10 protein-coding genes are annotated in these 13,031 nt (G+C 49.0%); 4 read left to right on the top strand and 6 right to left on the bottom strand.

Features of this window, described 5'->3' with window-relative positions; all coding sequences use genetic code 11:
• Positions 1-7 precede the first annotated feature (7 nt).
• Positions 8-814 (bottom strand): PAS domain-containing protein, encoded by an 807-nt coding sequence (locus X474_RS16110; RefSeq protein ID WP_156360802.1) that lies wholly within the window; start codon positions 812-814, stop codon positions 8-10.
• An 87-nt stretch (positions 815-901) separates the two neighbouring features.
• Positions 902-6,052 (bottom strand): transporter substrate-binding domain-containing protein, encoded by a 5,151-nt coding sequence (locus X474_RS16115; RefSeq protein WP_044350344.1) that lies wholly within the window; start codon positions 6,050-6,052, stop codon positions 902-904.
• A 1,045-nt stretch (positions 6,053-7,097) separates the two neighbouring features.
• On the opposite strand from X474_RS16115, the gene X474_RS16125 reads away from it, so the two are divergent.
• Positions 7,098-7,400, top strand: a complete 303-nt coding sequence (locus X474_RS16125; protein WP_044350348.1) for a NifB/NifX family molybdenum-iron cluster-binding protein — start codon at positions 7,098-7,100, stop codon at positions 7,398-7,400.
• A gap of 266 nt (positions 7,401-7,666) precedes the next feature.
• Here X474_RS16125 and X474_RS16130 read toward each other — a convergent pair whose 3' ends face one another.
• From X474_RS16130 to X474_RS25685, 3 genes are read right to left on the bottom strand one after another with little or no spacing between them, the layout of a single operon-like run.
• Positions 7,667-8,143, bottom strand: coding sequence for a hypothetical protein (locus X474_RS16130; RefSeq protein WP_044350350.1), 477 nt, complete (start codon positions 8,141-8,143; stop codon positions 7,667-7,669).
• Positions 8,144-8,157: 14 nt separating this feature from the next.
• Positions 8,158-9,726, bottom strand: coding sequence for a PepSY-associated TM helix domain-containing protein (locus X474_RS16135; RefSeq protein ID WP_044350360.1), 1,569 nt, complete (start codon positions 9,724-9,726; stop codon positions 8,158-8,160).
• 10 nt (positions 9,727-9,736) lie between these two features.
• Positions 9,737-10,090, bottom strand: a complete 354-nt coding sequence (locus X474_RS25685) for a hypothetical protein (RefSeq protein ID WP_197282149.1) — start codon at positions 10,088-10,090, stop codon at positions 9,737-9,739.
• A 558-nt stretch (positions 10,091-10,648) separates the two neighbouring features.
• On the opposite strand from X474_RS25685, the gene X474_RS16140 reads away from it, so the two are divergent.
• From X474_RS16140 to X474_RS16150, 3 genes are all read left to right on the top strand, one after another.
• A complete protein-coding gene (locus X474_RS16140; RefSeq protein ID WP_044350352.1) occupies positions 10,649-11,008 on the top strand; it encodes a hypothetical protein in 360 nt (119 codons plus the stop codon).
• A 95-nt stretch (positions 11,009-11,103) separates the two neighbouring features.
• Positions 11,104-11,526, top strand: coding sequence for a MarR family winged helix-turn-helix transcriptional regulator (locus X474_RS16145; RefSeq protein ID WP_052515299.1), 423 nt, complete (start codon positions 11,104-11,106; stop codon positions 11,524-11,526).
• A 129-nt stretch (positions 11,527-11,655) separates the two neighbouring features.
• A complete protein-coding gene (locus tag X474_RS16150) occupies positions 11,656-12,444 on the top strand; it encodes a class I SAM-dependent methyltransferase (RefSeq protein WP_044350353.1) in 789 nt (262 codons plus the stop codon).
• A 163-nt stretch (positions 12,445-12,607) separates the two neighbouring features.
• Here the strand turns inward: X474_RS16150 and X474_RS16155 are convergent.
• A partial coding sequence (locus tag X474_RS16155; RefSeq protein WP_044350364.1) for an IS256 family transposase occupies positions 12,608-13,031 on the bottom strand: 424 nt, incomplete at its 5' end.

Here is a 13,031-nt window from a genome sequence, read left to right on the forward strand (position 1 = left end):
TCAAAAGTTACCTGGTGCTGATTTCGTAATTCAACATTTTAAAGGCATCCAAAAGGGCGTCTTCCAGGGTTGAGTTGGTGGACACCTCGCCCAGGCTTATGCCCAGCTCCACCAGGGTCTCCGCCACCTGGGCGGATATGCCTGAGATAATACAGCGGCAACCCATTAATTTTGTGGCCTTGGTTATTTTGATCAGATGGTTGGCCACGGCGGTGTCCACTGCGGCAACTCCCTGGATGTCCAGGATAATTACCTTGGAAGCGGTTTCGGTGATCTTGGTCAGCATGGCGTTCATCATCTGCTGGGCCCGCATGGAGTCCACTACTCCCACCACGGGCAAGACCACTATGCGATCCCACAGCTTAATCGCCGGAGTGGATATTTCCTGGATAGTCCGGCTCTGCTCCTTAAGTTTTTTCTCCGCCCGCAGCCTTTCGGTGATGTCGAGGATATACTCCAGCCCGCCGACGACCGCTCCGCTCCCATCTCTGAGCGAGGCGGCGGTGTACTCAATTGGTATCTTGCGGCCGTTGATGTTGGCTTCGCTTAGGGCCGTACTCCTTTGGCCGGTTTCCATGGCCTCCTTCATGCGGCATTCCTGGTTGCCGCAATGAGTAGAATTCATCAAGGACTTGCAAGGGGCTCCCTTGATCTGCTCCCAGGGCTTGCCCAGCATGACCCGGCCTGCTGCGTTCATGAATATCACGTGCAGGTTCCGGTCAACAGCCATCACCGGCGTTGGTATCTGCTCTATAAGAGTCAACGCCAGCTCACTATTCATCTCTTCTTTGGCTATGGGATTTTTTATTGTCATCGCCATGTTCCTTTTAGTGATATTAGGCCGTTTATAGGGATCACGAGGGCGGCCCTTTTACGCAAAACTCCATCCGCCTCCGTGGCTCTAATTTGCTATCTTATATTTTTTCGGCAGCCCCCCGACCTTAAGTAGCTCATTTATTTCTTCCTTCAGGGAAATCATCATCTCTTCTCTCCCCACCATCAGACGGCTGAAGCGCTCCAACTCGCCTAAATTGCGCCGCAACTCCTCCTCGGCTTTCTTTTGTACGGTCACGTCCATGATCGTACCCACCATGCGAGTCACCAGGCCGTTATCATCATACTCAACTGCCTTGCCTTTACTTACCTGCCAGCGCAGCTCCCCCGATCCCAGGACCACCCGGTAGGTGACCTCATAATTGTCCCGCCCTCCCCGGCGGTACTTGTCCATCATTTCGTCCATCATCCGGCGGTCGTCTTGATGAACGGCATCCCGCCAGAAGCGGTAGGGGTCTTCCAACTCCTCCAGGTCCACCTTCATCAGCTCGGCCCAGCGTCTATCCACCAGGATTTGGCTGGCCTGCAGGTCGGCGTCCCATATCCCCAGGTTGCCGCCCTCCAAGGCCAGATCAAGCCTTTGCTTGTTTTCCCGTACACTAAGCTCCGCCTTTTTTTGGGCGCTGATGTCTGCAACCATGGCAAAGGAACCCGTCTTCCGGCCTGAATCGTCCAGAAAGGGGGTGGCATTGAACAGACAGGGGATCAGGACGCCGTCGGGCCTTGAAATGGATATCTCGTAGGCGGTTTCTTTCTGTTTTTCCCGTAGAGCCAGTTGCTTTTTTAAAATTTGCAGGTTTTCCTTGTCATAGAAATCAAAGATATGTCTATCCACAACCTGATCCCTGGGTCTTCCCAGTATGCGGCACATGGCCTCATTGACGTCTTTGGTATAGCCTTGGTTGTCTATGAACCAAAATCCGTCCAGAGCCGTTCCCAGGATTTTTTTCATGTAGTTTTCGCTGGCCTTGAGGGCGTTTTCCGCCTCTTTTCGCTCTGTAAAATCATGGGCGCTGGTGCGGAAGCCGGTGAACACTCCCTTATCATCAAAAACCGGGTTCCAGGAAATGGCCACCCACACCTGAAGCCCGTCCCTACGTACAACCCGGAAGGGCAGGTCATTAGAGACTTTGCCGTCCAAGGCATGCTCCAAGCTGTCCCGCCAGGTCTGGTGGTCGTCAGGATGGATAAGAGGCAGGGGGTAGTCTCCCATGGCTTTGCATTCCTCGACCGAATAGCCGGTGATGCGTTCCACTGCCGGGTTGAGCCAGATCAAGCGGCCTTGTGCATCATGCCACCCCTCCCAGTCATAGGTGTAGTCGGCGATGATGCGGAATTCATCCTGGGAGCGGCGCAAGGCATCCTCGGCCGCCTTGCGTTCTGTTATGTCGCGCACCGTCCCCACTGCGTACCATTTTTCATCGAGCTGGAAGGAGGAGAGGGTAACCTCTACCGGGAATTCCTCGCCTCTGCGGTTACGGGCGGTGATTTCCGTGGTCTTGCCAAGCACCGGGCCCTGGCCGGTCTCGGCAAAGTGCTTTAAGCCGACGGCTATCTTGTTTCGGTACTTTTCCGGCGCGGCCATGTCATGGAAGGACATGCCCTTGGCCTCTTCGGTGTTATAACCGAAGAGCCTCTCGGCGGCTGGATTCCAAAACAGCATCTTGCCATTACTGTCAATCATGACCAGGGCGTCCTCCACCGCTTGGCTCATGGCCATGACCATGCGTTGGTTGGCCAAGTTTTCCTGCTCGGCAAGCTTACGCTCTGTTATGTCCAGGATAAAACCATTGAAGATAAGGCCATCGGCGGCGCTGGTGGGAAAGCCATTTAGCCTCACCCATTTAATCTCTCCGTCGGGCAGGAGGATGCGGCCCTCAAAATTGATGCTTTTTTCCTGCTCGACCGCTTGCTGAAAATTATTTTCGAGCCGTTTTCTATCATCCTGGTGGATTACCAGCAGGCGCTCTTCGTTTATAATCACCTCGGCCGGTGCTCCAAAGAACTCACTGGCCTGTTGGTTGAGATAGATGTATTTTCGTTTTCCATTGAAGGGAACATGCAGCTGAAATATCGCTCCCGGCACGTTGGCGGCCATGGAAGTGAACCGTTCTTCCGCCTTTTTACGTTCAGCCACCTCTCCTGCGATCCGCCGGTTCCAGGCTATGACCACGGCCAGGATAAGGGCAAATACGAGAGCCGCCAGACCGCCCACTCGCGCCACATCTCCCCAGTCAAGCTGCCTGACCACCCTGATCTTCAGCCACTTTTCATAGATTAATGCTTTCTCTTTCTCGTCGAAACCGGGCAGAAATTTGTCCAGGATACTGACCAGCTCCGGCCAATCCTTACGGACTCCAATGGAAATTTTGTAGGTATAGGGAGATGTCGCGGCAACCTTGAGGTTTTTGATGCCTTCTTTTCTTTTTACGAATTCCAAGGAAGCAACCGTTCCCACGGCGGCCATGGCCTCGCCGTCCGCGACCATGCGAAACGCCTCCGTCATGTTGTCGGTCAGCTTTAATCTTAATTCGGGGCGCTCCTTGGCGATAAATTGTTGGACGGCGTAACCTTTGCCTAAGGCAATAGTTTTCCCTTTTAAAGATGCAAGCCCCGAAACTATCGGCGCGTCATCTCTTGTGATAATCACCAGGGGGGCTTTGAAATAAGGTTTGGTGAAATTAAGATATTCTTCCCGTTCCTTGGTGTGAACAATCGATGAAACTGCATCCACGCGCTTGGCTTTGGCTTCATCAAGCATCTGATTCCAGGTAAGGCCCTTGACGGGTGAAAGTTCAATATTTAGTTGGCGGCTTAAAATGCGGATGTAATCAGAGCAAATACCCGCGTAATCTCCCTGACCGTCAAAGTATTCGAATGGGACCCAGGTTGGGTGCACGCCGAGTCGAATTTTTTTGTGATCCTTTATAAAGGCCTTTTCTTTGGCTGTAAGCTGGGTCTGGCTTATTCCTTGGTCTTTTAGCTCAACCCATTGCTGTCGAGTGTTCTTTACCTCCCTGGTGGTCAAATCACCCAAGGCCCTGTCTATAATAGCGGCCAGTTGAGGCCAGTCCTTACGCACTCCGATGGTTAAAACCGAGCCCACTGAATCGCGCCGACCCTGGATTTGTAAATTGGAAATCAATTCTTTATTGATTATCCAAGAGGCCACGGCCCGGTTTCCCACATAAGCATCGGCCCGGCCTCGGGACACGGCATCCAGGGCCATGGCGGTGTTTGGGTATTCAACAATTTTTATTTGGCCGGGGTATTTTTTCTTGAAAGCCTTTACAGTCCCAAAGCCCTTTTCAAGAGCCAGGGTTTTGCCTTTCAAGTCTTCTTCCTTTTCATAATAGGGGCTTTCTTTACGGGCCACTATGACGTGGGGTATGTTCAGGTAGGGTCTGGTGAAGTTAAGGTATTTTTTACGCTCCGGCTTGGGTGTCACGTCCATGATTGCGTCTATTTCCTTATCCCTTGCCATGGCGAGATTAGTTTTAAAAGGCCCGGGCACAATTTCGAATATATCTCCGAGCCTCTCGCTCAATAGCTTCAGATAGCCAATATCAATACCGCTGGGTTTGCCTGAGGCAGACAGAAAAGTGATCGGGGGCCAGGCATTCATGACCCCAATGCTGATTTTAGGATGTTGGGCCAGCCATTTTTTTTCCTGGGCAGATAATGTAAAGCGAGGGGCGCTATCTGCCTTTAGAGCTTTGATGGGCAGCCAGCGAAATTTCAGAGCCTGTATGTCTTCCCTTGATATTGCGTTGAGACCCTTTTGCAAAATATCACGCAATATGGATTGGTCTTTCAAGGTGGCCATGTGAAGCCTGGTTGCCTCGGGCTTCTCAAGTGACACTTCATCGACAATTTTCAAAGAGGGGATAACATTTTCCCCAAGTAAATACGTGATGACGCCCAGGCTGCCGATAAATGCGTCCGCTTTTCCCAAGGAAACAGCCTTCAGGCCGTCCAGGACATTATCCGCCTTGACGGTTTTTATTTCCCGATGTCCTTTTGTTATGACCCTGGAAATGGAAAAGTCTTCCACTATGGCGAGTTTTTTCCCCGCGAGGTCTTCCAGCCTTCTGATATCCGGGGTTTTTTCATGCACAACCAATACCGAGGGATTGGCAGCGTAATAATTGCTCAGTGCGAATTCACGCTCCCTTTCCGCTGTCTTGTATATGGCAGGGAGAATGTCTATTTTTTTAGCTCTGAAATCCTTTAACAATTCGGCCCAGGTCAGTCCGTAGACAAATTTTAGCCTTAGCCCCACCTTTTGAGCCGCCAGGCGCAGCAGGTCATTGGAATAGCCCGTGGGGTTGCCGCTTAGTACGAAGTCAAAGGGAGGCCAGTCTGTTTCAGCGCCGACCACCACCGGGGTCTTTCTTTCGGTCAGCCATTTCCTTTCCGCTTGGCTGAGAGTAACCTCTGTTTCATCCTTGGCTAAATACCGAGGAAACTGTCTGTTCTTAATGGTTAGAATTTCTTTTGGGGAAATGGCGGCCAAGCCTTTGTTGACCTGGCCCAGCAGTGTGGGGCGATCCTTGGCAACCCCGGCCAATAGGGGATCTTTTGAAAATGGTGTTGCGCCTTTGATTATTTTTTCGCTTAAGCCCATTTGTGTAAGGAGCGCCTGGAAGGAAATTGCTTCAGCCGCCACGGCCCTGACCTCGCCTTGGTCCAATGCGCGGGCCAGTTGTTCCGGGGCGGCTATTTGCCTAAAGGCAATGTCAGGGTGTTTTTGAGTCAAAAGGCCTATGAAAAAGGAATCCTTGAGCACTGCCACATCTTTGCCGGTCAACTCGGATGGCGCCACCGGGCCGCCCTTTTTGAGATAGAACAGACTGGTGTTAAAGGTGAACAAAGGTTTGGAAAAGTTCAGCCACTTGATCATGTAGGGTTCGCGCACAAGCCCACCGTGGATATCCGCCCGGCCGTCGCCCACCATGCGCAGAGTCTCGCCATAGGGCGCGGAGACGAACTCCACCTTTATGCCCGTTTTTTCCGACCACAACCGCCAGATGTCCACCAGCCATCCCCGGGCCCGGCCTTTGTCGTCCAGTGTGCAAAAGGGCGGGTAATCATCACAGATGGCCACATTCAACGAAATAAATTTTTTGGGGGCGCCATGGGCCGGGTCAGAAAGCGCGCACAGGCAAATCCAGACAGCCAGGGTTACTGCCAGGCTCCCTGTTAAAAATGCTTTCATGACAACCTCATGGGTCTAATTGCACCATATTTATGTATGGTTGGGCAAGCCTTCTTACTATTTAATCTCTTTGTTTAGTAGGTTTTCGTTTTAAGCAAGCCAAACTTCCTCCCAGACTGATACGTCGGGCACCCCAAGTAGGGGATAAAGGGCTAATGAGATACCCCCTGATTGTTATCTGGCTGGACAGGAGGCAGGCGGGTTGCGTTGCCCGATATCGAGGGCAGGGCCAACGCCTCCGGCATACTGCTAATCTTGCTATAGCTTCGCAACGGTCTGCCCGAGGTTGCAATCGGCCTGCACCTTTATTTATGGAGAAGCGAACCTCCTGGCTAGCAATCTGGAACCCGCTTGGTCGAGCGGGGTGGACTGGCTCAATGTATCCCTTGAGGGCTGGGGCGGTTGCCCGTTTTTATCCGGCTCTCCCCTTTAAACCTTTTCAGTTGGCAAACAATGTAATTTTTAAAGGAAAAGGGAATTGAACCGGGCATTGATCCGGTTAAGCTCAGAAAAGCGGGCAATCGGCGGAGATATATCCTTGGTCCAGAATCAAATGTCTTCCAGGTTAGCCACCTATGAGTATGAAAAATTAAATTAACTTCCCGTTTGGTACGTTTTCTCTTAAAAACAATGTGGCTGGTTTTTCGGTTTTACTACTATAAAATCAATTATATAAGCATGTTAGGTAAAGGGTTCCAGTGACTCATTTTTTTGTAAATACTTCCCGTATGGGCGCGTGGGTCAGAAATATGGAACTCCGGGTCTTGTTAGAGATCAGCTGTATTATCGGTGAGACACTCAATCTGTCTCAAAGCCTGGAGCGGGTGTTGGGCATTATGTCCGGCACCCTGGCCATGAAACGCGCCACAGTCACCTTGCGGGATCCCCGCAGCGTCGGACTGCCCATCTTATGCCTCCCAAGGCCTCGGCGTGGAAAAAATGAAGGGCGGGGTGTACAGCCCATGGCGGGGGCGTCACCGGCGGCCGCATATTTGAGACCGCCCACCCCTTTTATGTTCCGGATGTAAGCCGCGAGCCGCTCTTCTTGAATAAAACCCAGTCCCGCGATCTGGATAAAGGCAAGGTGGCCTTTGTGGGGGCGCCGATTTTCCTCAAGGGCGAGTCCATTGGAGTCCTGAATGTGGACTGTCTTTTTGGCGAGGAGATCTCCGACTGCCGTAACGTGCTGGTAAGCGGTATTGGCGAGGCCCCCGTGCACTGTTGGACGGTTATGGGGGTGGAGCCTTTGGAAGTTACCGGTTCTATAGAAGAAGCTTTGAGATTTATCTATACCGGGGATGACTTGTTGGCCATGCGGGTGCGTAAGGCCAAGGTCTGCTCCGTTTAAAAATTGGGGCGGGCCGGCGGTATGGGTTGCATGTAGATCGGCTTGGGAGAAGAGAATTTTTAGCTGAAGGCCACCGGTAATGCTGGTAGTGAGCAGGTTGTGACAGGGCGATGAACCCCCAAACGCTTCATCCGACAACAGGAAAATAAACCCGCAGTTTTAATATGCAGCGAGCTTGAATTTGGTCTGCTCTTTTAATTTTAAAAATACTATTTCTCCGGTTAAGTGGTCGGTAAATTACATTTTTGAAAAACTGGGAGATGAAACTATTTTTTTCTTGAAATTAGTTCAATGATTTTTTTGGTGTTTCTACTACTCAGGTAAATAGTTGTTAAGAATAGGCAAAAAGCAGTGCCAACTGTAACAAGCATGGCCACGCTCAAGTTGCGGTTTTTTGCTGTTCTGGTTTTTTTTTCAGGTTTCACCGAAAAACCATTTCTAGGTGGAATGCCTTTTTTCAGTGTTATATGTTCAGGTCCGACGTTGAGCATAATCTGATACGGTTCCTTGGGTATGGCAACGGTCAATTCACCTTCTTGTGGCAGTCTTTTTTCGAAAAGTTTTTTGCCGGATATTTCGGAAACCAGCCTTACCATGGCACCAACGGCACGCGCCCCTGTGTCCAGCTTTCCGATAATGGTAATGCTGTCATTATTGTTATTAATTACGCTCAAATTTAATGAATGCGCAAAAACAGTAAACGGAGTCATTAATATAAGAAATGAAAATAGTAGCTTTTTCATTTGGCAATATCCTTTTATCGTCCAAAAGTTAGCGTTTTTGTTTGACTTATGGTCTTTGATAAAACATACGCAACTCTGAGAAAAATTACCCCAAGTGTTGCAAAGGCTAAATTAACAATGAATATAGTAAGCATATCATTATGGATCATTTCCATCGGTGTTGATCTGTTTTGAATGCAATAGATAACAGGAACGATAAAATATAAAAATCCGCCAAGAGTCAACAGCTCCATGGCGGCTATCTTGGAGTGAATCCTGTAAAAAGACCAGGCAAAGGCGGCAATCCAAAAATCGAAAAATAAACCTTGCTGCCAGATAAGCCTGTCTTTCATGTCAAAAGGCAGCAGCCATTGCAGATTTAGTAATATTCCGGTGGCCGGTATGACGCCGATCATGAATGCCAGAGATAACTTGCTCACCCAATGATAAAAGGGAATATTCTTGCCAAAATATTTTTTCTTTTTTTCTAGCCAAAGCATCACTCCCAGGGCAATGCCAGTGCAACATCCCAACATCAACAGAAACACAAGTGATCTGGTGAATATATCAACACCAAAAAGGAGATGTAGAAAATAGACGGAATCGGTTAAAAGCACTCCCCATGGCCGATCCATTACCTTGGATTGTTTGATTAAATTACCATCATACCCGTTCAGGACAATGCTCGGTTTATTGCTTACCCCATTTAAGAATGGTACATAGGGGTTGTATCCCTCCAATTTAATTTTGGCGGATTTGTCCCCCCAATTTATAAGGGTGAGTTTCTGAAAATTTATATTTGAATTTACCTTTTGGGCTTTTTTGATTAACTCCTTCAGGGGCAACATGGGTACGGGTTCATTTAGTTTTGGTATTGGCTTGTCTTTCGGAAACAATACTGGAAGAATAAGGGGGCGGATGTTTGTCTTTTCACCATGTGTGGTGAGGTAGACAAGTGGCCCGGAGCCAACAAAGCTGAGACCCATAACAGTTGCGCATAGCACTATTATCAAGAGAGGAGCCGAGCCCCAGAGCAGAAGTTTGCGATGCCAAAAGGAAAAAATATTTCGGTTGCTTTTTTTTGATCCCTTGAAGTCAAGCACGGAGATAAGGATAAGTCCGCCGATAATGAGAAATAGAACACCGGCAGCCACAAGGCCAAAGATTGTGGTGCCAAGTTTTTTTAGGGGCCTGCCATAATGCATTCCATTTAAAAACATGGCAAGATTTGAGCTCCCACCTTCGTCTTTTATCCGTTTTTGGGTTATTGGGTTGAATACGATCTTGGGAGAGTGCCTTTGTGATATCTGTAGGGCGGGATCTTCTCCGGCTCCTGGGAGATCAAGTAAAATTTCTTCCCCGGACAAGTTCGGATCCGACAATGCTTCTTCAAGCATCGGCTCGTAATTTATCTCTGTGATTTCCATTGTTGGGAAGTGCCGGGAGGGCTTTTCCCATACTCTGATATACGGCATGAAGATTGCGTAAAGCCCAAAAAATAATGAGTTGTATAGCAGCAGTGAACAAATGATGCCCATTGCGACATGCCCACGATATAGTCTTTGTTTGTAGACATGTGAGTTGGCTTTGTGTGTGTTTTTCATGTTTTTTGCTTTAATCCATGCATACAAAATAGATAATCCCTGCGTTGAAGCAGAGAGTAGGCACAACAAAACGAAGTAAGGTGCTTAATTTCGAGGGAGAAACTGATATCCATAGTGCGGCGCATGACCAGACAAGTGGTGTGAATAAAAATGGTAGAAAAACGGCAAGTTGTACTTTGTCAGGGATAAGGAAGACCAATAAAGTCATGCCGGAATAGGCAAGTAATAACCCTCCAAAAGTTGCACAGACAATTCTGAACCAACCAATTTTTGATCCGTTTTTTTCGGGTTTTTTCAGATAATCATATAGGGTGAAAAGCGACATAGGAATCAGGCCCTTATTAGAATCAAGTAGTGTTGCCACGATAGCCGGCTCCGGGGCGGCGTAACCAGGATTAAATGGTCTAGCCTCAGCGTGGTTTTTTAGCCATTGCCTGGTTAAGCATGCTTCGTGAGAATGGACATCAAATTGGGCATGCTTAAATTATTTTATAAGTTATAACAAATTATCTGAGCAATTCTAGCGGTAGATTATAATTTTGTAGCGGGATATGACGCCTGCTATTACCTATGATATTGCTTTTCTTTAATTTGGTCTGGGAATATAACCCATGGCTTGCCGGAAAGCCCTTGTGATTGGTGGGGAGGATCAAGCTGAGGCCTTTAATGGAGAGAGGCTTTTCAAGGCTCGTAGACTATATGGCGCACAATAAGGCAACTAGGTGTTAAATGCCGATGAGGCTCAATGCTTTTGACTTGAGGTGGATTTCACAGCCCGCGCTCTGGGAATAGCTGAAAGCAGTCTATGGATTAGGTCGAGGTGCTTTATACTAGTTTTCCTGTTTGACATCTCGAGCTTTAAGAGTTACCTATTTATATGCGTGCGCATGCATATAATAACTTCAAATCCTGAGAGGGCTTTATGAAATGTGAAGAATGCGGAAGGTTCATGGAAGCTGACGAGGCGCGTGAGTTAAACGGTAAGCAACTGTGCGAGGATTGCTATATCGATGCCATGACCCCGGTCAAAACCTGCGATCCATGGGCCACCTATACTGCCAGCCGTTTAGAAGACCAGGAGCTGAGTTCACGGCAGGAGGCTATTCTGGCCTGCATTGATGAGAAAGGCGGAGCCACCCTGTCTGAGTTGTTGGCTGCTACTGGTTTGTCTGAAAAGGATTTTTTGCGCGAGTTCGCAGCTCTCAGACATATGGAGGTGGCGGCTGCGGCGCAGCAGGCGGATAACAACAAGGTTTTCGTACGGTTTGAGAAAAAAGACTAAGTTATTTTAGGGGGGTGTAAATATGGCCGCCTGTTTTTCATTGTCAGGTTGTTTTTAAACCCGGCCTTGCTCGCCCGGATTGGGAGAAGTCTTAATTGGATAATTTGGTAAGGCTCTTCGATTTGATCGTGGTACTTGCCCGTCGCCGGTATCATGCTGCGGAGCACCATTTTAAAGTTTTAGGGCTCAACCATACCAAAGCCAACCTGTTGACTCTGCTTGACCGGGAAGGCGGTGTGGCCACTCAGGAGGAGCTATCGAATTTGATCTTTTTAGATCGAAGCAATGCCGGTCGCGCTTTGAAATGCCTTGAAGAGCAAGGTTATGTTGAACGGCGTAAAAACACAGGTGATAAAAGAACGAACCTGGTTCAAATAACCACCAAGGGCAGCAAGGCGGTGATTGACATATCGCGGCTCAAGAAAAGGATCATAAAAAGCGTTTCCGGCGAGTTGAGCGATGAACAAGCCGGTCGCATCATGGAGATGCTGGAGAAGACTCTTAAGGCTGAAAAGTAATGCCTCTCTTTTAATAATAGTTGCGATTAGCCGAAACCAGGCAGATGCCTGTTGTTTTAAATGCGGTCTCTTGTTTATCAGTCATCACCGCATGGTCCTACAAAACCACCCCATAAAAGGAACCTGAAATTGAGCACAAGCAGTGGAGCTAAGGTAACGGAGAAGACGAAAAAGGCTTTCTGGGAAAATCTGGCAAGGCATTATCCCCTTCCTTTTGATAAAGAGGTTTTGGCCACCACGCAAAAGGTTTTTTCCATGGTCAAAAAAAGGGGGGTGACCTTCAGCAATGCCGAGATTCTGGATATAGCCTGCGGCACCGGTATTTACACCTTGCCCCTGGCCGGTGAAGCAGCCGGGGTAACCGGGCTCGATGACTCTGAGGCCATGCTTGATCGGATGAAGCAGGTCATGGAGGCCAAAGGCATCCAAAACGTGCGGCCGGTTAAGGCATCGTGGGAAGATATAGATATCGCCGCCAAGGGGTTTCAAAAGGCGTTCGATATTGCCTGGGTGTCTATGACCCCGGCTATTCAAACCGCTCATGATTTTGACTTGATGGAACAATGCGCCAGAAAATGGTGCGTTTACATTGGCTGGGGGCGCAAACGGGAAAATGCCCTGATGCAGGAGATATTCAGCTCACACGGCCTTTCTTACGGCCCCCCGCCAAATATCGCAAAGGCCTACGATATCTTGCTGGAATCCGGACGAAAGCCCTCTTTGGATTACTTTGAGACAACCTGGTATTGGAAGGGAACCGCCAATGAAGCCCTTTCAGATATAGCGTTTCATATTGAAATGCATGGGGAAAAGCCTCGTCGAGACCTGATTGCAAAAGCCCTGCACAGTTATGAACGAGATGGCGTGCTAAGCTATGCCACTGAGGTGGAACTGAGGCTTTTGGTGTGGCCGGTTTGAGACGGCAGTTTTTGTAACGTGATTGAATCTGCGGCCTGAAAGGCGACTGAAAGGACTTCTCCGTGATCTTGAGCGCCGATCAGGTCGTAGAGGCAGGTCGACGGCCTTAAAGAGACTGTCTTGTTTTCTGTGTATGAGCCAATTACGGATTTGATTTAACATTTCAATTTTGCACCGCCCGAATTCTTTCGTCAAATAAGATAGCGAATTGATTCATGGCTGCGGTCCAATCCTTTGGCGGCCTCTTCCACTTTTCCGCCAGGTTTTTAATGGCAAGGTAAAGCAGCTTGGTGGCGGCCTGATCATTGGGGAAATGCCCCCTGGTTTTAACCGCTTTGCGCAGGCTGCGATTCAAGCTTTCGATGGCGTTTGTGGTGTAGATCACCCTTCGGATTTCGTGAGGATAGGACAGGAAGGGAATGATCTGCTCCCAATTGCGCCGCCATGACTGGCTGATGGTGGGATATTTGCCATCCCACTTTTCTTCGAATTCACAAAGCCGGCCCTCGGCGGCCTCGGTGGTCTCGGCCCGGTAGATGGCCTTGAGGTCGGCCGCCACTTGCTTGCGGTGCTTCCAGGGCACGAAG

Origin of the sequence: Dethiosulfatarculus sandiegensis, assembly GCF_000931935.2 — a bacterium.
GTDB lineage: Bacteria > Desulfobacterota > Desulfarculia > Desulfarculales > Desulfarculaceae > Dethiosulfatarculus > Dethiosulfatarculus sandiegensis.